A 24,869-nucleotide genomic window follows, 5' to 3' on the forward strand; every position below is an offset into this window, starting at 1 on the left:
CGTGCTCGATCATCTGACCAGTGAGCCGGTGCCTGCGCCGCTGAACGATGCGCCGGCGACGACGCCAGCGGACGTGCCGGTACCCGCCGCACCGGCAACGACGGCCGCCGCACCGGCTGCCAGCGAAACGCCACCGACAGCACCGTCGGTGAATGGCGATGCCGCCGACGTCCCCAATATTCCGCCCGCGAAGACTTCGCCCTGATCAATTTCTCGATATAAATTTCTGGCACGGATTGTATGCATCTCGTATGATCGCGGGCGGTCATACCGGCCCCGCGGTCGATGACGGACCAAAGTACAGCGCCGACGTGGTGGAATTGGTAGACACGCCATCTTGAGGGGGTGGTGGGGAAACCCGTGTGAGTTCGAGTCTCACCGTCGGCACCATTTTTCGTAGACTGACATGGCCTGCCGAGGTGGGCGCGGTAACGAACCGCAGTATCGTGAGCACGAAAGCGTCATTGATGCGGGCCATGAGCCGCAACATTGAACCGGGCGACCGGACGGCCTCAGTGTGCCGGGCGACGTCCTCCACTTCGACCCGACGCGGAAACCGACGACGTGCTTGAACTCTATCTTCCGGTACTCATTTTTCTCGGTGTCGGCGTTGCGGTCGGCTGCATCTCGCTGGGCGCGGGCTACGTGGTCGGCAAGTTGCTCGGGGTGTACAAACCCGACGCCCAGAAGTTCTCGCCCTACGAATGCGGTTTCGAAGCCTTCGAAGACGCGCGCATGAAGTTCGACGTGCGCTACTACCTCGTCGCCATCCTCTTCATCCTGTTCGACCTCGAGATCGCCTTCCTCTTCCCCTGGGCCGTGGCGCTCAAGGAGATCGGGCCCGTGGGCTTCTGGGCCATGATGATCTTCCTGTCCATCCTGGTGGTCGGCTTCATCTACGAATGGAAGAAGGGCGCGCTCGACTGGGAGTGATCCCGGCGCCCTCATTCCTGCAGAAAGCATCCTCATGACGAACCAAGGCATCCTCGAAAAAGGTGTCGTGACCACGACCGTCGATTCGGTCGTCAACTGGGCCAAGACCGGCTCGCTGTGGCCCATGACCTTCGGCCTCGCGTGCTGCGCGGTCGAGATGATGCACGCGGGCGCGGCCCGCTACGACATCGACCGCTTCGGCATGCTCTTTCGCCCGAGCCCGCGCCAGAGCGACCTGATGATCGTGGCCGGCACGCTGTGCAACAAGATGGCGCCCGCCCTGCGCAAGGTCTACGACCAGATGGCCGAGCCGCGCTGGGTGCTCTCCATGGGCTCCTGCGCCAACGGCGGCGGCTACTACCACTACAGCTATTCCGTCGTGCGCGGCTGCGACCGCATCGTGCCGGTCGACGTGTACGTGCCCGGTTGCCCGCCGACGGCGGAGGCGCTGCTGTACGGGATCATCCAGCTGCAGCAGAAGATCCGCCGAACCCAGACGATCGCCAGAACATGAGCACGGCTCTCCTCAGTCCCCATCCCGAGTCGGTGCGCGACGCGGTCGTCGCCGCGCTCGGCGACAAGGCGAAGTCCGTCGTGCTGAAGCTCGGCGAAGTGACCGTCACCGTCGCCGCGCAGAACTACAGCGAGGTCTGCCGCACGCTGAAGACCGCCGATGGCTGCAGGTTCGAGCAGATGATCGACCTGTGCGGCGTCGACTATTCCGACTACCGTGCCGGCGAATGGGACGGCCCGCGTTACGCCGTGACCGTGCATCTGCTGTCGATCAGCCTCAACCAGCGCGTGCGCGTGCGCACGTTCGCGGCCGATGACGACTTTCCCGTCGTGGACTCGATCACCGGCATCTGGAGCGCGGCCAACTGGTTCGAGCGCGAGGCGTTCGACCTCTTCGGCATCGTCTTCGAAGGCCACGACGACCTGCGCCGCATCCTCACCGACTACGGCTTCGTCGGCCACCCGTTCCGCAAGGACTTCCCTGTGTCCGGCCACGTCGAGATGCGCTACGACGCCGAGCGCGGCCGCGTGATCTACCAGCCGGTCTCGATCGAGCCGCGCGAGATCACGCCGCGCATCATCCGCGAAGAGAAGTACGGCGGGTTCGCGGAGTAAGCCATGGCCGAAATCAAGAACTACACCCTCAACTTCGGCCCGCAGCACCCGGCGGCGCACGGCGTGCTGCGCCTCGTGCTGGAGCTCGACGGCGAAGTGATCCAGCGCGCCGACCCCCACATCGGCCTCCTGCACCGCGCGACCGAGAAGCTGGCCGAAACCAAGACCTACATCCAGTCGCTGCCCTACATGGACCGCCTCGACTACGTGTCGATGATGTCCAACGAGCATGCGTACTGCCTCGCCATCGAGAAGCTGGTGGGCATCGAAGTGCCGATCCGCGCGCAGTACATCCGCGTGATGTTCTCCGAGATCACGCGCCTGCTGAACCACCTGCTGTGGCTCGGCGCGCACGGTCTCGACTGCGGCGCGATGAACATGCTGATCTACTGCTTCCGCGAGCGGGAGGATCTGTTCGACATGTACGAGGCGGTGTCGGGCGCGCGCATGCACGCGGCCTACTTCCGCCCGGGCGGCGTGTACCGCGACCTGCCGGACAGCATGCCGCAGTACCAGGCGAGCAAGGTGCGCAACGAGCGTTCGATGCGCCGCATGAACGAGAACCGCGGCGGCACGCTGCTCGATTTCATCGAGGATTTCACGAAGCGCTTCCCGCACTACGTCGACGAGTACGAGACGCTGCTCACCGACAACCGCATCTGGAAGCAGCGCACCGTGGGTATCGGCGTCGTCACGCCGGAGCGCGCGTTGAACCTCGGCTTCAGCGGCCCCATGCTGCGCGGCTCGGGCATCGCCTGGGACCTGCGCAAGACGCAGCCCTACGAGGTCTACGACCGCATGGAGTTCGACATCCCCGTCGGCAGGACGGGCGACTGCTACGACCGCTACCTCGTGCGCGTCCACGAGCTGCGCGAGTCCAACAGCATCATCCGGCAGTGCGTGGCGTGGCTGCGTGCCAACCCCGGCCCGGTGATCACGGACAACCACAAGGTGGCGCCGCCTTCGCGCGAATCCATGAAGTCGAACATGGAGGAGCTGATCCATCACTTCAAGCTCTTCACCGAGGGCATGCGCGTGCCCGAGGGCGAGTCGTACGCCGCCGTCGAACACCCCAAGGGCGAGTTCGGCATCTACATCGTGAGCGACGGCGCCAACAAGCCGTATCGCCTGAAGATCCGCGCGCCGGGTTTCCCGCACCTCGCCTCGCTCGACGAGATGGGCCGGGGCCACATGATCGCCGACGCCGTGGCGATCATCGGCACGATGGACATCGTGTTCGGAGAGATAGACAGATGATTTCCGACAGCACCCGCGCCCGCTTCGACAGGGAAGTGGCCAAGTACCCCGCCGAACAGAAGCAGTCCGCCGTGATGGCCTGCCTCGCGATCGTGCAGCACGAGCAGGGCTTCGTGAGCAAGGACGCAGAGCGCGAGATCGCCGAGTACCTCGGCATGCCCGCGATCGCGGTGCATGAGGTCACGACCTTCTACAACATGTACAACCAGCGCCCGGTCGGCAAGTACAAGCTGAACGTGTGTACCAACCTGCCGTGCCAGCTGCGCGACGGCGCGGTGGCGCTGCATCACCTCGAACACAAGCTCGGCGTGAAGATGGGCGAGACCACCGCCGACGGGATGTTCACGCTGCAGCAAAGCGAATGCCTCGGCGCCTGCGCCGACTCGCCGGTGATGCTGGTCAACGACCGCACGATGTGCAGCTTCATGACGAACGAGAAGCTCGACCAGCTGATCGACGGACTGCGGGGGGCGAACGCATGAACGCGCAGCAAGTGCTCCAGCAGTTCCAGGCGACCGGCGTCCAGACCTGCTTCCACAACCGCCACATCGATCCGCAGATCTATCTCGGGCTGGACGGCACCAACTGGCGCCTGAAGGACTACGAGGCGCGGGACGGCTACAAGGCGCTCAAGAAGATCCTGAGCGAAGGGCTGACGCAGGACCAGGTCATCGCGACGATGAAGGAATCCGCGCTGCGCGGACGCGGCGGCGCGGGCTTTCCCACGGGCCTGAAGTGGAGCTTCATGCCCCGCCAGTTCCCGGGGCAGAAATACCTCGTGTGCAACTCGGACGAGGGCGAGCCGGGCACGTGCAAGGACCGCGACATCCTGCACTACAACCCGCACATCGTCATCGAGGGCATGATCATCGCGGCGTACGCGATGGGCATCACCGTCGGCTACAACTACATCCACGGCGAGATCTTCCAGACCTACGAGCGCTTCGAAGAGGCGCTCGAGGAAGCGCGCGCCGCGGGCTACCTGGGCAACAACATCCAGGGCAGCAACTTCAGCTTCCAGCTGCACGGCTTCCACGGCTTCGGCGCGTACATCTGCGGCGAGGAGACCGCGCTGCTCGAGTCCCTCGAAGGGAAGAAGGGCCAGCCCCGCTTCAAGCCGCCGTTCCCCGCGAGCTTCGGCGTGTACGGCAAGCCGACCACGATCAACAACACCGAGACCTTCGCGGCGGTGCCCTGGATCATCCGCAACGGCGGCCAGGCCTACCTGGAGTGCGGCAAGCCGAACAACGGCGGCACCAAGATCTTCTCGGTCTCGGGCGACGTGGAACTGCCGGGCAACTACGAGATTCCGCTGGGCACGCCTTTCAGCAAGCTGCTGGAGCTGTGCGGCGGCGTGCGCGGCGGGCGCAAGCTCAAGGCGGTGATCCCCGGCGGGTCGTCGGCGCCGGTGCTGCCGGCCGACATCATGATGAACTGCACGATGGACTACGACTCCATCGCCAAGGCGGGCTCGATGCTCGGCTCGGGCGCGGTGATCGTGATGGACGAGACGCGCGACATGGTCGAGAGCCTGCTGCGCCTGTCCTACTTCTACATGCACGAGTCCTGCGGCCAATGCACGCCCTGCCGCGAAGGCACGGGCTGGCTGTGGCGCGTGGTCGACCGCATCCATCACGGGCACGGCAAGCCCGCGGACATCGACCTGCTGAACTCGGTGGCCGACAACATCCAGGGCCGCACGATCTGTGCGCTGGGCGACGCGGCGGCGATGCCGGTGCGCGCGATGATCAAGCACTTCCGGCACGAGTTCGAAGCGAAGATCGTCGCGGGCGAGCGTGTGAACACACCATGATTGAAATCGAACTCGACGGTCAGAAGGTCCAGGTGACCGAAGGCAGCATGGTGATGCATGCGGCCGAGAAGGCGGGCACCTACGTGCCGCACTTCTGCTATCACAAGAAGCTCTCCATCGCCGCCAACTGCCGCATGTGCCTGGTGGACGTCGAGAAGATGCCCAAGCCCATGCCCGCGTGCGCGACGCCCGTCACCAACGGGATGATCGTGCGCACGAAGAGCGACAAGGCGGTCAAGGCGCAGCAGTCGGTGATGGAGTTCCTCCTCATCAACCACCCGCTCGACTGCCCCATCTGCGACCAGGGCGGCGAGTGCCAGCTGCAGGACCTGGCCGTGGGCTACGGCGGCTCGGGCTCGCGCTACGAGGAAGAAAAGCGCGTCGTGCCGCACAAGGACGTCGGCCCGCTGATCTCCATGGAGGAGATGAGCCGGTGCATCCACTGCACGCGCTGCGTGCGCTTCGGCCAGGAGGTCGCCGGCGCGATGGAGCTCGGCATGATCCACCGCGGCGAGCACAGCGAGATCACCACGGTGCGCGGCGACACGGTCGACTCCGAACTCTCGGGCAACATGATCGACCTGTGCCCGGTCGGCGCGCTCACGAGCAAGCCGTTCCGCTACAGCGCGCGGCCGTGGGAGCTGTCCCGCCGCAAGTCGGTGAGCCCGCACGATTCGACCGGCGCGAACCTCATCGTGCAGGTCAAGAACAACGCCGTCATGCGCGTCCTGCCGCTCGAGAACGAGGACGTGAACGAGTGCTGGCTGGCCGACCGCGATCGTTTCTCGTATGAAGCGCTAAACACGGCCGAACGCCTGACCGCGCCCATGCTGAAGCAGGGCGGCGAATGGAAGACGGTCGACTGGCAGACCGCGCTGGAATACGTGGCCAACGGCCTGAAGCAGGTCCGGCAGGATCATGGCGCGAGCGCGATCGGCGCGCTGGTGAGCCCGCATGCCACCGTCGAGGAGATCTTCCTTGCCACCCAGTTGGTCCGCGCGCTCGGCAGCGAGAACGTCGACCACCGCCTGCGCCATGCGCAGTTCGGCGAGTTCGAGGGCGTCCGCTGGCTCGGCACCTCGATCGCATCGCTGTCCAATCTGCAGCGCGCACTCGTCGTCGGCTCCAACCTGCGCAAGGACCATCCGCTCTTCGCGCTGCGCCTGCGCGGCGCGGTGCGCAAGGGCGCGCTCGTCTCGGTCGTCCACGACGCCGACAACGACTGGGCGATGAGCCTCGCCGCGAAGTCCATCGTCCCCGCGAGCCAGTGGGCGCAGGCGCTCGCCGACGTCGCCACCGCGGTCGCCGAGGCGAACGGCGGCCAGGCGCCGGCGCAGGGCACGTCGACCGAGGCCGCGAAGGCCATCGCCGCATCGCTCGTCTCCGGCGAACGCAAGGCCATCCTGCTAGGCAACGCTGCCGCGCACCACGCGAACGCGTCGACCCTGCTGGCGCTCGCGCAGTGGATCGGCGAGCAGACCGGCGCGACCGTCGGCTACCTCACCGAGGCCGCGAACACCGTTGGCGCGCAGCTCGTGGGCGCGCTGCCCGGCGCCGGCGGATTGAATGCGAAGCAGATGCTCTCGGGCGCGCTCAAGGCCGCGATTTTGCTGAACGTCGAGCCCGAGTTCGACACGGCGGCCGGCGCTCAGGCCGCGGTCGGCCTCGCGCAGACGGACATGGTGATCACGCTGTCGCCCTTCCGCTGCAACCTCGACGTGAGCGACGTGCTGCTGCCCATCGCCCCCTGGACCGAAACGCCGGGAACGTTCGTGAGTGCCGAAGGGCGCGTGCAGAGTTTCCATGCGGTCGTGAAGCCGCTCGGCGAGACCCGTCCGGCGTGGAAGGTGCTGCGCGTGCTCGGCAACCTGCTCGGCCTGCCGGGCTTCGACTACGAATCCGCCCAGGAAGTCCTCGTGGTCGCACGCGGTGCGGACGACGCAAAGCAGCCGCTCGTGCAGGGCGCGCGGCTCGGCAACTCGACGCGCGCGGCCATCGACCTGCAGGCGAGGGGCGCCGATCCGGTCGTCGCGCCGATCTACCGGCTCGATGCGATCGTGCGCCGCGCGCCGTCGCTGCAACTCACCGCCGATGCCCGCGCCGTGAATGCCGGCGGAGAAGATTCCGACGGCGCGATGGCCGCCGCCAAGGCAACCTCGAAGATCGATCCCGCCGCGCAGACGGCAGGCACGGGAGTCCGGACATGATCGACACGATCTACGGATTCGGCAATGGCCTGATCGCGGCGCCGTGGTGGACCGGCGCCGGCTGGCCGGTGATCTGGACGCTGATCAAGATCATCGCCGTCGTGCTGCCGCTGATGGGTGCCGTCGCCTACCTGACGCTGTGGGAGCGCAAGGCCATCGGCTTCACGCAGATCCGCCCCGGCCCCAACCGCATCGGACCCTTCGGCCTGCTGCAGCCCATTGCAGACGCGCTCAAACTGCTGACGAAGGAAATCATCCTCCCGACCGTCGCGAACAAGGGCCTGTTCTATCTCGGCCCCGTCATGACGATCATGCCGGCGCTCGCCGCGTGGGCGGTCATTCCCTTCGGGCCGGAACAGGCGCTCGCGAACATCAACGCGGGCCTGCTGTTCCTGATGGCCGTCACCTCGCTCGAGGTCTACGGCGTCATCATCGCCGGCTGGGCGTCGAATTCGAAGTACGCCTTCCTCGGCGCGCTACGCGCCTCCGCGCAGATGGTCAGCTACGAGATCGCGATGGGCTTCGCGCTCGTCGTCGTGCTCATGGTGACGGGCAGCCTGAACATGACCGACATCGTGCTGCAGCAGGACAAGGGCTTCTTCGCGGAGAAGGGCCTGAACTTCCTGTCGTGGAACTGGCTCCCGCTGCTGCCGATCTTCGTCGTGTACTTCGTCTCGGGCCTCGCCGAGACGAACCGCCATCCGTTCGACGTCGTCGAAGGCGAGTCCGAAATCGTCGCCGGCCACATGATCGAGTATTCGGGCATGAGCTTCGCCATGTTCTTCCTCGCGGAATACGCGAACATGTGGCTCGTCTCGATCCTCACGGTGATCATGTTCCTCGGCGGCTGGCTGCCGCCCGTGGAGGCGCCGCTGCTGTCGTGGATTCCGGGCTGGATCTGGCTGGGCATCAAGACCTTCATGGTCGTCACGATGTTCCTGTGGATCCGCTCTACCTTCCCGCGCTACCGCTACGACCAGATCATGCGCCTGGGCTGGAAGATCTTCATTCCGGTCACGCTGGTCTGGCTCGTCGTGGTCGGCCTGTGGATGCAAACCCCCTACAACATCTGGAAGTGAACATGAGTTCCGCACTGGCATCCAACCAGCCCGGCTTCTCGCTGAAGGACTTCCTGTCGTCCTTCATGCTGCTGGAGCTCTTCAAGGGCTTGCGCATCACGGGCAAGTATTTCTTCGCGCGCAAGATCACCGTGCAGTTCCCGGACGAGAAGACGCCGCTGTCTCCGCGCTTTCGCGGCCTGCACGCGCTGCGCCGCTACGACAACGGCGAGGAGCGCTGCATCGCATGCAAGCTGTGCGAGGCCGTGTGCCCCGCGCTCGCGATCACGATCGAGAGCGACCAGCGCGACGACGGCACGCGCCGCACCACGCGCTACGACATCGACCTCACCAAGTGCATCTTCTGCGGGTTCTGCGAGGAAAGCTGCCCGGTCGACTCCATCGTCGAGACGCACATCCTCGAATACCACGGCGAAAAGCGCGGCGACCTGTACTTCACCAAGGACATGCTGCTCGCCGTTGGCGACCGCTACGAGGCCGAGATCGCCGAGCGCAAGGCGGCCGACGCCCGGTATCGCTGACACGGCCAACGAGAAGATTCGAGAAGAAGACCCCCCATGGACGTCCGGACCGGCCTGTTCTACCTGTTCTCCGCGGTGCTGCTCTTCGCGGCCTTCCGCGTCATCACGAGCCGCAACCCGGTGTATGCGGCGCTGTACCTCGTGCTCGCCTTCTTCCAGGCCTCGGCGATCTGGCTGCTGCTCAAGGCGGAGTTCCTCGCGATCTCGCTCGTGCTCGTCTACGTCGGCGCGGTGATGGTGCTGTTCCTCTTCGTGGTGATGATGCTCGACATCAACGTCGATGCGCTGCGCAAGAATTTCTGGAAGCACTTCCCGCTCGCCGCGAGCATCGGCGCGCTGATCGCGCTCGAAATGGCCGCGGTGCTCATGGGCGGCTTCCGCACCGGCGAGGAGCGGCCGGCGGGCACGGCGGCGGTGGCGCAGTCGGCCGTGCAGGCCGCGGGCCAGTACTCCAACACCAAGGAACTGGGCAAGCTGCTGTACACGCAGTACCTGTATCCGCTCGAGATCGCGGCCGTGATCCTGCTCGTTGCGATCATCGCGGCCATCGCGCTCACGCTGCGCCAGCGCAAGGACTCCAAGCACACCGACCCCGCGCTGCAGGTGCGGGTGAAGGCGGCGGACCGCCTCACGGTCATCAAGATGCCGCCGTCGCGGCCGGAGCCGCCGCCGGAGCCTTCGCCCGCCGCCGCAGCCGCCACCGGGGAGACCAAGGCATGAGCTTGACGCTCGGACACTTCCTCACCCTGGGCGCGATTCTCTTCGCGCTCTCGGTCATCGGCATCTTCCTGAACCGCCGCAACCTGATCGTGCTGCTCATGGCCATCGAGCTCATGCTGCTCGCGGTCAACATGAACTTCGTGGCGTTCTCGTACTACCTGAACGACATGCACGGGCAAGTGTTCGTGTTCTTCATCCTGACGGTGGCGGCGGCCGAATCGGCCATCGGCCTGGCGATCCTGGTGCTGCTGTTCCGAAACAAGAACAACATCAACGTCGAAGAACTGAACGCCCTGAAGGGTTGAGCGCAGCTCGACCCGAAAAAGAAACATGGCTACAACCCTCAACGCATCGACCCTGCTCGTCGTGCCGCTCGCGCCGCTCGCGGGCGCCATCGCGGCGGGCATCTTCGGCACGACGTTCGGCCGCAACTGGATCGGCCGTCGCATGTCGCACGTGCTCACGATCCTGGGCGTGCTCGTCGCCTTCATCCTCTCGGCGCACACGCTCTGGCAGGTGGCGGTGCATGGCGCGCGCTTCAACCAGACGCTCTACGAGTGGATGGTCATCGGCAGCCTGAAGATGGAGATCGGCTTCCTCGTCGACGGGCTCACCGCGATGATGATGTGCGTCGTCACCTTCGTCTCGCTCATGGTGCACATCTACACCATCGGCTACATGGAAGAGGACGACGGCTACAACCGCTTCTTCGGCTACATCTCGCTGTTCACGTTCTCGATGCTCATGCTGGTCATGAGCAACAACTTCCTGCAGCTCTTCTTCGGCTGGGAAGCGGTGGGCCTCGTCTCGTACCTGCTCATCGGTTTCTGGTACCAGAAGCCGACCGCGATCTTCGCCAACATGAAGGCCTTCCTGGTCAACCGCGTGGGCGACTTCGGCTTCATCCTCGGCATCGGCCTCATCGCCGCGTTCGCGGGAACGCTCAGCTACAGCGAGACCTTCGCGAAGGCGTCCGAACTCGCCAAGCTCGGCCTGCCGGGCACCAACTGGCAGCTGATCACGGTCATCTGCATCGGCCTGTTCATCGGCGCGATGGGCAAGAGCGCGCAGTTTCCGCTGCACGTGTGGCTGCCCGATTCGATGGAAGGCCCGACGCCGATCTCCGCGCTGATCCACGCGGCGACGATGGTGACGGCGGGCATCTTCATGGTGGCGCGCATGTCGCCGCTGTTCGAGCTGTCCGAGGCCGCGCTCACCTTCATCATCGTGATCGGCGCCATCACGGCGCTCTTCATGGGCTTCCTGGGCATCATCCAGAACGACATCAAGCGCGTGGTGGCGTATTCGACGCTCTCGCAGCTCGGCTACATGACGGTGGCGCTCGGCGCGTCCGCTTACTCGGTCGCGGTCTTCCACCTGATGACGCACGCGTTCTTCAAGGCGCTGCTGTTCCTGGCCGCGGGCTCGGTGATCATGGGCATGCACCACAACCAGGACATCCGCTGGATGGGCAACGTGCGCAAGTACATGCCCATCACCTGGATCACCTCGCTGCTGGGCTCGCTCGCGCTGATCGGAACACCGCTCTTCGCCGGCTTCTATTCCAAGGACATGATCATCGAGGCGACGCACCTGTCCACGGTGTGGGGCCGCGGCTTCGCGTACTTCGCGGTGATGGCGGGCGTCTTCGTGACGGCCTTCTACTCCTTCCGCATGTACTTCCTCGTCTTCCACGGCAAGGAGCGGTTCGACCAGAACCCGGACGCGCACCACGACGACCACGGGCACGACGCGCATGGCCACGACGAACACCACGAGCCGCACGAGTCGCCGTGGGTGGTCACGGTGCCGCTGATCCTGCTGGCCTTCCCGTCCGTGGTGATCGGCTTCCTCGCGATCAATCCGGTGCTCTTCGGCGACTTCCTGAAGGACGCGATCTTCGTCGACCACGACAAGCATCCGGCCATGAGCATGCTCAAGCACGAGTTCCACGGCCCGCTGCAGATGGCGCTGCACGCCTTCACCACGCCGGTGTTCTGGCTCGCGCTCGCGGGCGTGGTCTGCGCCTGGTACATGTACATCAAGAACCCCGCGCTGCCCGCGAAGATCAAGGCGCGCGTCGAGCCGCTCTACAAGCTGCTGGACAACAAGTACTACATGGATGCGTTCAACGAGCACGTGCTCGCGCGCGGCGCGCGCATGCTGGGCGTCGGCCTGTGGAAGGGCGGCGACCAGAAGCTGATCGACGGCGCGGTCGTCAACGGCAGCGCGCGCATCGTCGGCTGGTTCGCGGGCGTGGTCCGCTGGGTGCAGACCGGCTACATCTATCACTATGCGTTCGCGATGCTGGTGGGCGTGATCGGATTGATGACGTACTTCGTGACGTGGCCGATGATTTCCGGCTGGCTCGGCAAGTAGGAGAAGAACAAGAATGGGACTTCTGAGTCTTGCCATCTGGACGCCGATCGCATTCGGCGCGGTGCTGCTGGCCCTGGGCCGCGACGATCAGGCGCGCGTGGTGCGGTGGATCGCGCTGATCGGCGCCGTCGTCAGCTTCCTCGTCACGCTGCCGCTCTTCACGCGTTTCGACCGCGCGACCTCGGCGATGCAGTTCGTCGAGAAGTCGCCCTGGATCGACCGCTTCCACATCAACTACCACCTGGGCATCGACGGCATCTCGTTCTGGTTCATCCTGCTCACGGCGTTCATCACGGTCATCGTGGTGATCTCGGCGTGGGAAGTCATCACCGAGCGCGTGAACCAGTACATGGGCGCGTTCCTGATCCTCTCGGGCCTGATGATCGGCGTGTTCAGCGCGCTCGACGCGGTGCTGTTCTACGTGTTCTTCGAGGCGACGCTGATCCCGATGTATCTCATCATCGGCATCTGGGGCGGGCCCAACAAGATCTACGCGGCGTTCAAGTTCTTCCTGTACACGCTGCTCGGCTCGCTGCTGATGCTGATCGCGCTGGTCTTCCTCTATTCGAAGGCCGGCAACTTCGACATCCTCGCGTGGCACAAGCTGCCGCTGTCCTCGCTCGAGCAGACGCTGCTCTTCTTCGGCTTCTTCTCGGCCTTCGCGGTCAAGGTGCCGATGTGGCCGGTGCATACCTGGCTGCCCGACGTTCACGTGGAAGCGCCCACGGGCGGCTCCGCGGTGCTGGCCGCGATCATGCTGAAGCTGGGCGCCTACGGCTTCCTGCGCTTCTCGATGCCGATCGCGCCGGATGCCTCGCGCGAGTGGGCATGGCTCATGATCGCGCTGTCGCTCATCGCCGTGATCTACGTCGGCCTGGTCGCGATGGTGCAGCAGGACATGAAGAAGCTCGTGGCCTATTCGTCGGTCGCGCACATGGGCTTCGTCACGCTCGGCTTCTTCATCTTCAACGACCTGGGCGTCGCCGGCGGCATCGTGCAGATGATCGCGCACGGCTTCGTGTCGGGCGCGATGTTCCTGTGCATCGGCGTGCTGTACGACCGCGTGCATTCGCGCGACATCGCGAGCTACGGCGGCGTGGTGAACACGATGCCGAACTTCACGGCGTTCGCAGTGCTGTTCGCCATGGCCAACTGCGGCCTGCCCGCCACCGCCGGCTTCGTCGGCGAGTGGATGGTGATCCTCGGCGCGGTCAAGGCCAACTTCGTGCTCGGCCTGCTCGCGGCCACCGCGCTCGTGTTCGGCGCGGCCTACACGCTGTGGATGGTCAAGCGCGTCTACTTCGGCCCCATCGCGAACGACGACGTGCGCGCGCTCACCGACATCAACGCCCGCGAGTTCCTGATGCTGGGCCTGCTCGCCATCGCCGTGCTCTACATGGGCATCCATCCGAAGCCGTTCACGGACATCATGAATGTGTCCGTCGCCGACTTCCTGAAGCACGTCGCGATCAGCAAGCTGTAAAGAGACAACCAAAATGATCGATTCCAACAGCTGGCTCTCCGTCCACCCGGAACTGCTGCTGCTCACGATGGCGTGCGTGATCGCGCTCGTCGACCTGGGCGTGAAGAGCGCGCAGCGCACGCTCACCTACGTGCTCACGCTCGTGACGCTCGGCGTCGTCGCCGTGCTCACCGCGAGCTACGCGCTCGACGGCACCACCACCTACGGCTTCGGCCGCATGGTCGTGAGCGACCCGATGGGCAACTGGCTCAAGTGCTTCTCGGCGCTGGCCATGATGGTGTGCCTGGTCTATGGCCGGCCCTACGCGGCGCAGCGCGACATGATGCGCGGCGGCGAACTCTTCACGCTCGCGATGTTCGCGCTGCTGGGCATCTTCGTGATGATCTCGGGCAGCAACTTCCTCGTGCTGTACCTCGGCCTGGAACTGCTCACGCTCTCGAGCTACGCGCTCGTGGCGCTGCGCCGCGACCATGCCGTCTCGACCGAAGCCGCGATGAAGTACTTCGTGCTCGGCGCCATGGCGAGCGGCTTCCTGCTGTACGGCCTGTCGATGCTCTACGGCGCGACCGGCTCGCTCGACATCGAGCAGGTGTTCAAGGCCGTCGGCACCGGCCGCATCAACCACCAGGTGCTGGTGTTCGGCCTCGTCTTCGTCGTCTCGGGCCTGGCCTTCAAGCTCGGCGCGGCGCCCTTCCACATGTGGATCCCCGACGTGTACCAGGGCGCGCCCACGGCCGTCACGGTGATGATCGGCAGCGCGCCTGAGCTCGCGGCCTTCGCCATCGTCATCCGCATCCTCGTGGAGGGATTGATCCCGCTGGCGATCGACTGGCAGAACATGCTGATCGTGCTGGCGGTCTGCTCGCTCGCGCTCGGCAACCTGGCGGCCATCGCGCAGAGCAACCTCAAGCGCATGCTGGCGTATTCGACCATCGGCCAGATGGGCTTCGTGGTGCTGGGCCTCGCCGTGGGCGTGGTCAACGGCAACACGAACAACGCGCAGTACGCGTACAGCTCCGCGATGTTCTACATCGTGACCTACGTCCTGACGACGCTGGGCAGCTTCGGCATCATCCTGCTGCTCGCGCGCGAAGGCTTCGAGAGCGAGGAGATCGCCGACCTGGCCGGCCTCAACCAGCGCAGCCCGCTGTACGCCGGCATCATGGCGATCTGCATGTTCTCGCTGGCCGGCATTCCGCCGCTCGTGGGCTTCTACGCCAAGCTCACCGTGCTGCAGGCGCTGGTGCAGTCGGGGCAGGGGCTCTATCTCGGCCTCGCGATCTTCGCCGTGATGATGTCGCTCGTGGCGGCCTTCTACTACCTGCGCGTCGTGAAGGTGATGTACTTCGACGCGCCGATCACCGCCACCACGGTTTCCGCGCCGGCCGACGTGCGCGTCGTGTTGTCGCTCAACGGCGCACTCATCCTGCTGCTCGGCATCGTGCCCGGCGGGCTCATGACGCTGTGCGCGGACGCGATCGTCAAGACGCTCGGGACGTGAGCGATTCCTTGCCGGGCGTGGACGATGCGCACCTCGTCGAGGTGACCATCGCGCGCGAGGACCTGTTCCAGGGCAAGTTCCTCCGCGCCGTCCGCGAGACGGTGCGCCTGCCCGACGGCGGCACGAGCATTCGCGAATTCATCCTGCATCCGGGCGCCGTGATGGTGGTGCCGATGCTCGACGACGGCCGCGTCGTGCTGGAGCGCCAGTATCGCCACCCCGTGCGCGAGGTGCTCATCGAATTTCCGGCCGGCAAGCTCGATCCGGGCGAGGACCGCTTCGCCTGCATCCGGCGCGAACTGCTCGAGGAAACCGGCTACACCGCCCGCGAATGGGCGCGCGCGACCGAGATGCGGCTGGCCGTCGGCTACTCCGACGAGTTCATCGAAGTCTGGTTCGCGCGCGGCTTGTCGCGCGGCGCGCAGCAGCTCGACGAGGGCGAGTTCATCGAGGTCATCGCCGCCACGCCGCAGGAGCTGCTGCAGTGGTGCGCCGAAGGCAAGGTCAAGGATTCCAAGACCCTGGTGGCAGCGATGTGGCTCCAGAACGTGAATTCCGGCACTTGGAAACTCGACTGGCGCCCCCATACACTGTGACCATGAACCTCCACGCTACGCACTTCGCGTCGTCGCTGCCCCCCGAGCGGGCCGTGTCGTCCCGGGGCGGCCCGGCGACGGCGCCATGAAGGTCCTCAACCTGCAGTGCAATGTCGGGCACGGCTTCGAGGGCTGGTTCGGCTCCGAGGACGATTTCCAGTCGCAGCTCGCGCGCGGCCTGGTCGAGTGCCCGCTGTGCGGCGACAAGCAGGTGGGCAAGCTGCCGTCGGCGCCGCGTCTGAACCTGGGGGCGCAGAAACCCGCCGGCAAGCCCGAGACGCCGAAGCAGGACGTCATGACGACGCCCGACCAGGCCCTGCAGGCCGCGTGGCTCAAGCTGGTCCGGCATGTGATGGCGAACACCGAGGACGTCGGCACGAAGTTCGCCGAAGAGGCGCGCAAGATCCACTACGGCGAGACCGAGGAACGCGGCATCCGCGGCCAGGCGACGGCCGAGGAGGCGCAGGCGCTGCTCGAAGAGGGCGTGGGCGTGCTGCCGCTGCCGATCCCGGACGCGCTCAAGGGGCCGTTGCAGTAGGAGGCCAGGTCATTCCCGCGAAGGCGGGAATCCAGGGCTCCCCAACGACGGGCGCGTATCAATCCATGAACTGCAGCGCCGCCAGCCGCGCATAAACCCCGCCGGCCGCCACGAGCTCGTCGTGGCGCCCCACCTCCACGATCCGCCCGTGGTCGATCACCACGATACGGTCCGCCTTCTGCACGGTCGCCAGCCGGTGCGCGATGACCAGCGTCGTGCGCCCCTGCATCGCCGACTCGAGCGCGGCCTGCACCATGCGCTCGCTTTCGGCGTCGAGCGCGCTCGTGGCTTCGTCCAGCAGCAGCAGAGGCGGGTTCTTGAGCATCGCCCGGGCGATGGCGATGCGCTGCCGCTGCCCGCCCGACAGGCGCACGCCACGCTCGCCGAGGAAGCTCGCGTAGCCCTCGGGCAGGGCCAGGATGAAATCGTGCGCGAAAGCACCGCGCGCCGCGGCCACCACCTCGTCGTCCGTCGCGGACGGCCGCCCGTAGCGGATGTTCTCCAGCGCGCTCGTCGAGAAGATCACCGGCTCCTGCGGCACGAGGCCGATGCGCTGTCGCAGGTCCTGCAGCGCGAACTCGCGGATCGGCACACCGTCCACCGCAATGCGCCCCTGCGCCGGATCGTAGAAGCGCAGCAGCAGCGAGAACACCGTGCTCTTGCCCGCGCCGCTCGGGCCGACCAATGCCACCGTCTCGCCCGCGCCGACCACCAGCGAGAAGTCCTGCAGGGCCGCCGTGGCCGGCCGCGACGGATAGTGAAAGCGCACCGCCTCGAATGCCACGGCACTGCCTCCCGCTGGAGGGGGCGCGGCGGCGGGGGACGCAGGCGACGCGATGGTCGATCGGCTCGCCAGCAGCTCCATCAGCCGCTCCGTGGCGCCTGCAGCACGCAACAGATCGCCATACACCTCGCCGAGAACCGCGACCGCGCCCGCGAAGATCGCGACGTAGAGTGCGGCCTGCCCGAGCTGCCCCGCACTCAGCTTGCCGGCGATCACGGCCTGGGTGCCCTGGTAGAGGCCCCACAGCATGAGCGCCGCATTCGCGATGATCACGAAGGCGATCAGCATCGCGCGCGCCCGCGTGCGGCGCACGCCGGTGAGGTAGGCGTTTTCGGTCGCCTCGTCGAACCGGGCGGCCTCGCGCTTTTCCGCCGCGTAGCTTTGAACCACCGGAATCGCATTCAGCACCTCCGCCGCGATGGCCGAGGAATCCGCCACGCGGTCCTGGCTGGCCCGCGACAGCCGGCGCACCCGCCGGCCGAACGTGACCGCCGGCAGCACGACCAGCAGCACGGCGAGGAGCACGAGCGCCATCACGTACGGGTGGCTGTAGACGAGCATCGCCAGCGCGCCGATGCCCATCACCGCGTTGCGAAGCCCCAACGAAAACGAGGAGCCCACCACCGTCTGGACCAAAGTGGTGTCGGTGGTGAGGCGCGAGAGCACCTCGCCCGTCTGCGTGGTCTCGAAGAACTCCGGGCTTTGTTCCAGCACGTGCGCGTACACGGCGTTGCGCAGGTCGGCCGTGACCCGTTCGCCCAGCGTGCTGACCATGTAGTAGCGGCCCGCCGAGGCGAGGCCGAGCGCCACCGCCACCCCGAACAATGCGAGGAAATGCCCGCGCAAGGCCAGCAGCCGTTCGCCGTGGCCGGCGGCCGCGAGGCCACCATCGATCATCTCGCGCAGCGCGATGGGGAACAGCAGCGTCGCGCCGGCGGCGAGCAGCAGGAAGGCGACGGCGAGCGATATGCGCGCGCGGTAGGGGCGAAGAAAGGGCAACAGCCCCGAGAGCGACTGCGGCTCGCCCTTGATCGGTGCGGCGGCGAGGGCGGCGCGGGCGGGCGAGGGGGCGGGAGCGGAGGGCATAGCCATGGGGCGGACTGTACCTTTACAAAAAGGAATCAATGCCGTCCGACGGATGTGGAACACTTCTCGCTTCTCGGGAGAAGCGAATGAAAACAAGAATCCTGCTTCCTGTGGCGGGCTGGATGGCCGCGGTGGCCGCGGCGGTCACGCTCGCCGTTGCCGGGCCGCGCGAGTCGGTGATGCTCGGCCGCGTGCCCACGCTCGCCACCAAGAGCCTCGACCAGCGCACGCTGAAATTTCCCCAGGAACTTCCCGCCGCCCGCACCCTGGCCGTTGTCGTTTTCGCGAGCCACCAGCGCCACGATGCGCGCAGCTGGATCGAAGGCCTGCGTCTGCGCGACCAGGGCGGCATCGCCTGGGTCAAGCTTCCCGTGATCGACGACCCTGGGCACGCCCACGGCCGCGAAGCCATCCTCGACCGCCTGCTCGCCCGCGACCGCCCGAGCGGCGAACGCGAGCGCATGGTGCCGCTCTTCGTCGACCGCGCCGAGTTCGCGCGCGCCACCGGTCTCACGGCCGAATTCGCGTCCATCCTCGTGCTCGACCGCGAAGGCAACGTGCTTGCCCGCGCGGAGGGCGCTTACGACGAGGCCAAGGCGCAGGCGCTTCGCGAAACGCTGATGGCGCAGGCGCTCTGACGCCTGCTTCGGAGGACGGCGCTCTGACGCCTGCTTCGGAGGACGGCGCTCTGACGCCTTGTCACCGGGCGGCCCGCGCCGCCGCCAGGAAATCGTGCAGCAGCGCCGAATCGTCCACCACCCCCAGCCGCGGAAAATGAAACTCCGGGTGCCACTGCACGGCGGCCACCCACGCATCCCCACGGTGGCGGATCGCCTCGATCACACCGTCGTCGGGTGAGATCGCCTCGGCCTCGAAGCCGGGCGCGAGGTCCTTGATGCCCTGGTGATGCACGCTGTTGATCCGGTGCCGCCGCTCGCCGAGCAGGCGTTCCAGCTTCGTGCCGGGCAGGATCTCGACCTCGTGGAAATTCAGGTCGTAGGCGTCGGCGTCGCGGTGCGTCAGCGAGCCGGTCTTTTGCGTCGCGATATCCTGGTAGAGCGTGCCGCCGTGCGCGACGTTGATGAGCTGCAACCCCCTGCAGATGCCGAACACGGGCTTGCCCGCGGCCTCGAACGCGCGCAGCAGGGCCATGTCGTACGCGTCGCGCAGCGCGTCGCCGGACCATTCCGGGTGCAGCGGCGACTCGCCATAGCTGCCCGGCGCGAGGTCGACGCCACCGTGCATGACGAGGCCATCAAGCGCCTGCGCATAGTCGTGCACGCTCACATCGCCGCGCGCCGTCTCGCCGGTGGGCGAGGGAATCATGAAGGGCAGCGCGCCGGCCGACATCACCCAGTGCGCGGTGGACTGCTCGATCCACAGCAGCGTTTTCGAAGGCGCGGCCTTGCGCGTCGTGTCGGGATGGAAGAAGCAGGCGCTGATGCCGATGCGCAGGCGGTCGGGGCGGTCGATGCGGCGATCCATGATTCGGGAAGAATACGACGAGTCGCATCGTTACGGGTTCTCACATGACGCTCACCGGCCCGATCATCGCCGCCGTGCTGTTCGGCGCGCTGCTGCACGCGAGCTGGAACGCGCTCGTGAAGTCGAGCGCGGACAAGGCGCTCGACACGGCCGTGATGCAGATCGTGGGCACGCTGCTGTTCCTGCCGCTGCTCGTGCTCGTCGGCGCGCCGCCGCGCGGTGCGTGGCCCTTCATCGCGGCATCCTGCGTCATCCACATCGGCTACTACACGGCGCTCGCGGGCGCGTACAAGCATGGCGACCTCGGGCTGACCTATCCGCTGATGCGCGGCGTGGCGCCCTTGCTGGTCGCGCTGGCGTCGGGCGTCACGGTGGGCGAGTACCTGCCGACCCTGGGATGGGCGGGTGTCGCGGGCATCTGCGCGGGCGTCCTCGTGCTGGGCCTGTCCCGCCACGCGATGGAACGGCCGCGTGCCGTGGCCTTCGCGCTGGCGAATGCGGTGTGCATCGCGCTCTACACGGTGGTCGATGCGCTTGGCGTGCGCGCATCGGTGCGCGACGGCGGCACGGCGCTGCAGTACGTCACCGCGCTCTTCGTCTTCAACGGCTGGCCCTATGGCGTCGCGGTGCTGACGCGGCGCGGCTGGCGGGTGTCGCTGCCGTATGTGCGACGACGCGCGCCGCTCGCGGCGCTGGGGTCGACCGCGTCGCTCGCGTCCTATGCGATCGCGCTGTGGGCGATGACGAAGGCGCCCGTCGCCGTGGTTGCCGCATTGCGCGAGACCTCGGTGCTCTTCGCCGCCTTGCTCGGCACGTGGCTGCTGCGCGAGCCGTTCACGAAGCGGCGCGCGCTGGGGACGGCGGTGATCGTGGCGGGAGTGATTGCCTTGCGGCTGGGCTAGGGCAAGGCCGTCATTCCCGCGAAGGCGGGAATCCAGGGCTCCCGAAGCCCTCCGCGGGGATGACGCGAGTCACAGCTTCAGCGCCCCCGCATAGCCCGTCATCTCCAGATACCCGCGCCCGATCCGCCGCCCGTCGCGCGCGTAGAGATCGGCGAGCCCTTCCCAGTAGATCGCGCCGGTGGAGGCGCGGCTGTCGAGCTCCTGGTCGTCGAGCCGTGCCTTGACGGTGTAGACGCCCGAAGCCGTGGTCAGCAGCCACTCGACCGGGTAGGTGGCGCGCGACGCCGGGCTCGTCCATCGGCGGCGCGGAACGAACCGGGTGCTGCCCGACGGCGCGATCGACACCTTGCCCTCGGCGGTGCGGAACGAGCCGCCATCCCACAGCGCCGTGCCGTCGCGGCGGCGCAGGCGGAACGCGGTGAGTGCGCTGCCGTCGTCGAGGTTCATGCCGATCCAGTCCCAGCCCACGGCCTCGGGATGCAGCAGCGACTCGCTCCACTCGTGGTCGAGCCAGGCGCGTCCGGTCGCGTCGAACGTGCGTCCATTCAATGCGATGCGCCCGCTCGCCGCGAGCTGCGGCTGGCTGTAGTAGTAGCTCGCCTGCGCTTCCTCGGGCCCCTTGCGCGACAGCCCCTGACTGCCCTGCAGCAACACGGGTTGCGTCGCCGCGAACCGCAGGTCGAGCGCGAAGCCCGCGGCGGGAATGTTCGCGTGCCACGTGCCGTCCGCGCCGCGCTCGAGCGACCAGTCGCGCAGCTTCAGGCGCGCATCGCCTTGCGCCGCCGTCGCGACGCCGAAGCCTTCCCGAGCGATGCGCTGGTCGTGGTGCAGCTTGCGGCCTTCGAGGTCGGTGACGGCGGCATGCCCGAACACGAGCTGCTTCGCCGCGAACTTCGAGGTCATCGCCTGCGTTTCGTCGACCCGCGAGCGGAAGAACGTCACCTGGAAGCCGAACTCGCGTGAGCCCGCCGTGGCGTGGCCCGTGATGTACCACCACTCGGTGCGGTAGTCCGGGTGGGCGCCGTGGTCGCGCGGAAACGCGAGGACGGCGGGCGGCAGGGCGAACGCGGTGCGTGCGAATGCGAAGGCGGTCGAAGCGAGAATCGCGTGCCGGCGCAGCATCACCAATCCTCCTTCACCGCCAGCACCGCATCGCGCCCCGCGGCCGCGCGGCCGGCGAGCCATGCGGTCACGGTGCCGGCGACGATGACCGCCACGCACAGCAGCGCGAGCCGCAGCCACGGCACGAGCAAGTCCATCGTCCAGTGGAAACTCTGCGGATTGACGACGTGGACCAGCACCACGGCGACGGCCAGGCCGAGCGCGAGGCCCGCAAGGGAGCCGACCAGCGTCCAGGCCGCGCCTTCGCCCGCGACCACGCCGAGGATCTGCCGCCGCGTCAGGCCGAGGTGCGCGAGCAGGCCGAACTCCTTGCGGCGCGCGAGCACCTGCGCGCTGAAGCTCGCCGCGATGCCGAAGAGGCCGATGCCGATGGCGACCGCCTGCAGCCAGTAGGTGACGGCGAAGCTGCGGTCGAAGATGCGCAGCGAGATCGAGCGCAACTGCTGCGCCGAGGCGAGGTCGATGCCGTCGCCCGCGCCTTCGCGCTTCGCCAGTTCGCGCACGGACTGCTGCACCGCGGCCGCGTCGGCGCCGGGGTGCAGCCACAGGTGCAGCTCGTTCGCGCGCGCATCGCCGGTGAGCCGCCGGTAGTCCTGCGCATCCATCACGACCGCGCCGGTCTGGCGCACGTAGTCCCGCCAGATGCCCGCGACCGCGAAGCGCTGCGCGCTCGCGCCATCGAACGCGTCGCGCAGGGCAGGGAAGTCCTGGCCGAGGCGCGCGCCGTACAGGTCAACCACCGCTTCGCTCACGTAGATCGGCACGGCGCCGTCGGGCACGGCCGCTGGGCCGGCCACGAGGGGCAGCGTGGCGTGCGCATCGCCGAGCGGCCGCGCGAGCAGGGTGACGGCGGGAAGCGACGGCTGCAACTGCAGGGGCCGCAAGCGCTGGGTGACGACGGAACGGATGCCGGGCAGCGCCGCGACACGCGCGGCGAACTCCGGAGGCAGGAAGGCGGTCTCGCCGGCTGCCGCGGAGCCGGCGGTGCGCAGGTAGAGATCGGCGGGCAGCAGCACGTCGAGCCAGCGCGTCATCGATTCGCGAAAGCTCGCGACCATGACCGTCAGGGCCACGGCGAGGCTGAGCGCGGCGACCACGCCGCTCACGGCGACCGCCGCGGTGGCGCGCACGCGCCGCGCACGCTCGACGGCCAGCAGGGGCAGCAGGCGGTGCGCCACGAGCGGCGCGAGGCGGTCGTAGAGCGCGCCCACCGCCAGCGGCAGGGCGGTGATGCCGCCGACGAGGAGCAGGCCGATGGAGACATAGGCGGCGATCGGCAGGCCCGCCACCGGCGGCAGCAAGGCGATCGGGACGGCGGCGACCATGCAGGCTAGACCCGCGAAGCGCAGGCGAGAGGGCGCTGCGACGGCGCCGAGTCCCTTGAGCGTCTGGGCGAGCGGCAGCGTCGCGGCGGCGCGCGCGGGCCACGCGCCACCCACGGCCGCGGCGATCACGCCGAGTCCGCCGTAGACGAGCGCGGCCGGCGTGTTCCATTGCAGGTGCGGCGCGACGCCCGGGAAGTAGCCGCCGCCGAGGTCGCCGCCGAGCAGTCGCAGCGCGAGCGCGGCGAGACCCGCGCCGAGGGCGATGCCGGCAACGCTGCCGAGGACGCCGAGCAGCAGGGACTCGGCAAGCACGAGGCGCGAGCGTTCGCGCGCGGTCATGCCCAGCACGCCGAGCAGCGCGAACTGCGGCGCACGTCGCGCGACGCTCAGGGCCAGCACGGAGAACACGAGGAACGCGCCGGTGAACAAGGCGACGAGCGCGAGCACCGTGAGGTTGACGCGGTAGGCCCGCGAAAGCTGGTCGACGCGCTGCTGGGCGTCGCCGGGCCGCGCGGCGCGAACGCCCGGAGGAAGCTGCAAGGTGCGCAGGAAGGCATCGGCCGACACGCCGGGCTTCAGGCGGATGTCGATGCGCGTGAGCTGGCCCGTGCGGCCGAAGAATTCCTGCGCGGCGGCGATGTCCATCACCGCCATCGCACCGCCCGCGGCCGCCACGCTGCCGGCCACGCGAAGCTCGCGCCATGCGAGACCGACCTGCACGCGCAAGGTCTCGCCGTCGAATTGGGTGCGCGCGACCGGATTGAGGAAGACGTTGCCCGGCGCGAACATGGCGAGCCGCCCGCTGCCTTCGGCCGGCGCCGGCATCAGCGTCGGCGAGAGCGTGGCGGCCACGAGCGGGTCGATGCCGAGCACGCGAAGCGGCTGGCGCGCACCGTCTTTCGACTGCGCGAGCGCCTGCAACTCCACCACCGCGCTTGCGAGCGCGACCTGCGGCTCGCCCGCGACCTGCGCGAACAGCCGCTCGTCGAAGCCGCCCTGCACCGCGCGCAGTTCGACGTCGGGCTGCCCGCTTGCGGCGCGCGCCGCGCTCGAGAACTCGTCGAGCGCGGAGGCGTTGATGAGATGCACGGAAAACGAGAGCGCCACGCCGAGCATCACGGCGAGCACGGCGGCGGCGTTGCGCCAGGGATGATGGCGCAGTTCGGGCCAGGAGAAAGCGCGGAGCCAGGAAGTCACTCGCGCATCTTGCATGAAGCGCGGACGGCGTGGCCGATCGCTGGTTGCCCAGCCTTCTAGCGTCGCCCTCCGCGCTGCGGACGGCACGCCGCGCCGCCGCTTGCGGAGCCGTCGGCGTCGCAGGCGTCCGCGCCCGTCGCGGCGGGCGCGCCCATGACCGCGCGTGGAACGGTAGCCATGCCACCCCCGCCCCCGCCGCCGAAGCTCATCGCAGGCCCGCTCGACGGGGCGGCTGCGGCAGCGGACGTCGTGGCGCCGGAGCCAGCGTCGCACTGGAGGGCCGCGGACGTGTTGCGTGCGAGGACGCTGGAGGCCTTCGAGGGGAGCCACGCCGTGCGTTGCATGAAGCTCTGGGTCTCTCCGGTGACGAGTTCATCGAGCGCATTCGACCGGGTGGGGGCGGGTTCGGTCACGAGCAGTGACACGAAGGTGCTGGTGTCGGGGACGGGCGCCTGCACGGGTTGGGAAGGCGCGGGCGCGCTCGGAACCTGCAGCGGCGGTGTCGGAGCGACCACAGGCGCGGCGACCGGTGCAGGCGCCGGTGCAGGCACCGGTGTGGGCGCCGGCGCCGCGGTCGGCTCGTCCACGCGCGGATCACCCGATCCCGATGCTGCGCTCGGCGTCGGAGCAGGCGTGGGGGCGGCCGTCGGTGCTGGCGTCGGCGCGGGTGTCGGAGCAGGCGTCGGAGCAGGCGTCGGCGCGGGCGTCGGAGCGGGTGTCGGAGCGGGTGTCGGAGCGGGCGTCGGTGCAGGCGTCGGAGCGGGCGTCGGTGCAGGCGTCGGAGCGGGCGTCGGAGCGGGTGTCGGAGCAGGC

At 67.8% G+C, this 24,869-nt stretch carries 23 protein-coding genes, 1 tRNA gene and 2 pseudogenes; 20 read left to right on the top strand and 6 right to left on the bottom strand.

All coding sequences use genetic code 11. The features are described from left to right. The 18 genes and pseudogenes from AB7E83_RS25550 to AB7E83_RS25635 form a co-directional block, all read left to right on the top strand. Window positions 1-205, top strand: a pseudogene (locus tag AB7E83_RS25550) (hypothetical protein); the annotation flags it as partial. Between the two features lie 100 nt (window positions 206-305). After that, window positions 306-390 (top strand) — tRNA-Leu (locus AB7E83_RS25555). 174 nt (window positions 391-564) lie between these two features. After that, the gene (locus tag AB7E83_RS25560) at window positions 565-933 is read left to right on the top strand and encodes an NADH-quinone oxidoreductase subunit A (RefSeq protein ID WP_428573857.1); all 369 of its coding nucleotides are present in this window, start codon (window positions 565-567) and stop codon (window positions 931-933) included. Between the two features lie 34 nt (window positions 934-967). Beyond that, window positions 968-1,447 carry a NuoB/complex I 20 kDa subunit family protein gene (locus AB7E83_RS25565; protein ID WP_428573859.1) on the top strand — a complete coding sequence of 160 codons (480 nt, stop codon included), beginning with the start codon at window positions 968-970 and terminating at the stop codon, window positions 1,445-1,447. Next, window positions 1,444-2,061 carry an NADH-quinone oxidoreductase subunit C gene (locus tag AB7E83_RS25570; protein WP_428573861.1) on the top strand — a complete coding sequence of 206 codons (618 nt, stop codon included), beginning with the start codon at window positions 1,444-1,446 and terminating at the stop codon, window positions 2,059-2,061. The genes AB7E83_RS25565 and AB7E83_RS25570 overlap by 4 nt, the downstream gene beginning before the upstream one ends. 3 nt (window positions 2,062-2,064) lie before the next feature. After that, complete coding sequence (locus AB7E83_RS25575) at window positions 2,065-3,318, top strand: NADH-quinone oxidoreductase subunit D (protein WP_428573863.1); 1,254 nt, start codon at window positions 2,065-2,067, stop codon at window positions 3,316-3,318. Continuing rightward, window positions 3,315-3,800: an NADH-quinone oxidoreductase subunit NuoE gene (gene nuoE, locus AB7E83_RS25580; RefSeq protein ID WP_428573865.1), complete on the top strand. Its 486-nt coding sequence runs from the start codon at window positions 3,315-3,317 to the stop codon at window positions 3,798-3,800. Before AB7E83_RS25575 ends, nuoE begins: the two co-directional genes overlap by 4 nt. Beyond that, the gene (nuoF, locus tag AB7E83_RS25585) at window positions 3,797-5,131 is read left to right on the top strand and encodes an NADH-quinone oxidoreductase subunit NuoF (RefSeq protein WP_428573867.1); all 1,335 of its coding nucleotides are present in this window, start codon (window positions 3,797-3,799) and stop codon (window positions 5,129-5,131) included. Before nuoE ends, nuoF begins: the two co-directional genes overlap by 4 nt. Then, the gene (nuoG, locus tag AB7E83_RS25590; protein ID WP_428573869.1) at window positions 5,128-7,338 is read left to right on the top strand and encodes an NADH-quinone oxidoreductase subunit NuoG; all 2,211 of its coding nucleotides are present in this window, start codon (window positions 5,128-5,130) and stop codon (window positions 7,336-7,338) included. The genes nuoF and nuoG overlap by 4 nt, the downstream gene beginning before the upstream one ends. Then, a complete protein-coding gene (gene nuoH, locus AB7E83_RS25595) occupies window positions 7,335-8,417 on the top strand; it encodes an NADH-quinone oxidoreductase subunit NuoH (RefSeq protein WP_428573871.1) in 1,083 nt (360 codons plus the stop codon). The genes nuoG and nuoH overlap by 4 nt, the downstream gene beginning before the upstream one ends. Window positions 8,418-8,419: 2 nt before the next feature. Beyond that, window positions 8,420-8,938 carry an NADH-quinone oxidoreductase subunit NuoI gene (gene nuoI / locus AB7E83_RS25600; RefSeq protein WP_428573873.1) on the top strand — a complete coding sequence of 173 codons (519 nt, stop codon included), beginning with the start codon at window positions 8,420-8,422 and terminating at the stop codon, window positions 8,936-8,938. Between the two features lie 36 nt (window positions 8,939-8,974). Then, window positions 8,975-9,658: an NADH-quinone oxidoreductase subunit J gene (locus tag AB7E83_RS25605; RefSeq protein WP_428573875.1), complete on the top strand. Its 684-nt coding sequence runs from the start codon at window positions 8,975-8,977 to the stop codon at window positions 9,656-9,658. Beyond that, a complete protein-coding gene (nuoK, locus tag AB7E83_RS25610; protein WP_428573877.1) occupies window positions 9,655-9,963 on the top strand; it encodes an NADH-quinone oxidoreductase subunit NuoK in 309 nt (102 codons plus the stop codon). Before AB7E83_RS25605 ends, nuoK begins: the two co-directional genes overlap by 4 nt. Window positions 9,964-9,988: 25 nt before the next feature. Next, the gene (gene nuoL, locus AB7E83_RS25615; RefSeq protein ID WP_428573879.1) at window positions 9,989-12,037 is read left to right on the top strand and encodes an NADH-quinone oxidoreductase subunit L; all 2,049 of its coding nucleotides are present in this window, start codon (window positions 9,989-9,991) and stop codon (window positions 12,035-12,037) included. Window positions 12,038-12,050: 13 nt separating this feature from the next. Continuing rightward, complete coding sequence (locus AB7E83_RS25620) at window positions 12,051-13,520, top strand: NADH-quinone oxidoreductase subunit M (protein ID WP_428573881.1); 1,470 nt, start codon at window positions 12,051-12,053, stop codon at window positions 13,518-13,520. 13 nt (window positions 13,521-13,533) lie between these two features. After that, window positions 13,534-15,021 (top strand): NADH-quinone oxidoreductase subunit NuoN, encoded by a 1,488-nt coding sequence (gene nuoN, locus AB7E83_RS25625; RefSeq protein WP_428573883.1) that lies wholly within the window; start codon window positions 13,534-13,536, stop codon window positions 15,019-15,021. After that, entirely contained in the window at window positions 15,018-15,617 is a 600-nt protein-coding gene (locus tag AB7E83_RS25630) for an NUDIX domain-containing protein (RefSeq protein ID WP_428573885.1), read from the top strand. Before nuoN ends, AB7E83_RS25630 begins: the two co-directional genes overlap by 4 nt. 85 nt (window positions 15,618-15,702) lie before the next feature. Beyond that, complete coding sequence (locus AB7E83_RS25635; protein ID WP_428573887.1) at window positions 15,703-16,155, top strand: DUF1178 family protein; 453 nt, start codon at window positions 15,703-15,705, stop codon at window positions 16,153-16,155. A 58-nt stretch (window positions 16,156-16,213) separates the two neighbouring features. On the opposite strand, the gene AB7E83_RS25640 is transcribed toward AB7E83_RS25635, so the two are convergent. Further along, window positions 16,214-18,025: an ABC transporter transmembrane domain-containing protein gene (locus AB7E83_RS25640; RefSeq protein WP_428573901.1), complete on the bottom strand. Its 1,812-nt coding sequence runs from the start codon at window positions 18,023-18,025 to the stop codon at window positions 16,214-16,216. An 86-nt stretch (window positions 18,026-18,111) separates the two neighbouring features. Between AB7E83_RS25640 and AB7E83_RS25645 the strand changes: the two genes are divergently transcribed. Next, the gene (locus tag AB7E83_RS25645) at window positions 18,112-18,663 is read left to right on the top strand and encodes a hypothetical protein (RefSeq protein ID WP_428573889.1); all 552 of its coding nucleotides are present in this window, start codon (window positions 18,112-18,114) and stop codon (window positions 18,661-18,663) included. 61 nt (window positions 18,664-18,724) lie between these two features. On the opposite strand, the gene AB7E83_RS25650 is transcribed toward AB7E83_RS25645, so the two are convergent. Continuing rightward, window positions 18,725-19,510, bottom strand: a complete 786-nt coding sequence (locus tag AB7E83_RS25650; protein WP_428573891.1) for a gamma-glutamyl-gamma-aminobutyrate hydrolase family protein — start codon at window positions 19,508-19,510, stop codon at window positions 18,725-18,727. Window positions 19,511-19,554: 44 nt separating this feature from the next. On the opposite strand from AB7E83_RS25650, the gene AB7E83_RS25655 reads away from it, so the two are divergent. After that, on the top strand, window positions 19,555-20,412 hold the full coding sequence (locus AB7E83_RS25655) for an EamA family transporter (RefSeq protein ID WP_428573893.1): 858 nt from the start codon (window positions 19,555-19,557) through the stop codon (window positions 20,410-20,412). 69 nt (window positions 20,413-20,481) lie between these two features. Here the strand turns inward: AB7E83_RS25655 and AB7E83_RS25660 are convergent, their stop codons facing one another. The 4 genes and pseudogenes from AB7E83_RS25660 to AB7E83_RS25675 form a co-directional block, all read right to left on the bottom strand. Beyond that, complete coding sequence (locus tag AB7E83_RS25660) at window positions 20,482-21,534, bottom strand: lipocalin-like domain-containing protein (protein ID WP_428573895.1); 1,053 nt, start codon at window positions 21,532-21,534, stop codon at window positions 20,482-20,484. Then, entirely contained in the window at window positions 21,534-24,056 is a 2,523-nt protein-coding gene (locus AB7E83_RS25665) for an FtsX-like permease family protein (protein WP_428573897.1), read from the bottom strand. Before AB7E83_RS25665 ends, AB7E83_RS25660 begins: the two co-directional genes overlap by 1 nt. Window positions 24,057-24,112: 56 nt before the next feature. Next, a complete protein-coding gene (locus tag AB7E83_RS25670) occupies window positions 24,113-24,643 on the bottom strand; it encodes a hypothetical protein (RefSeq protein WP_428573899.1) in 531 nt (176 codons plus the stop codon). A gap of 7 nt (window positions 24,644-24,650) precedes the next feature. Beyond that, a pseudogene (locus AB7E83_RS25675) lies at window positions 24,651-24,869 on the bottom strand (hypothetical protein); the annotation flags it as partial.

The sequence above is a fragment of the Ramlibacter sp. genome, assembly GCF_050250995.1.
Classification (GTDB): Bacteria; Pseudomonadota; Gammaproteobacteria; order Burkholderiales; family Burkholderiaceae_C; genus Ramlibacter.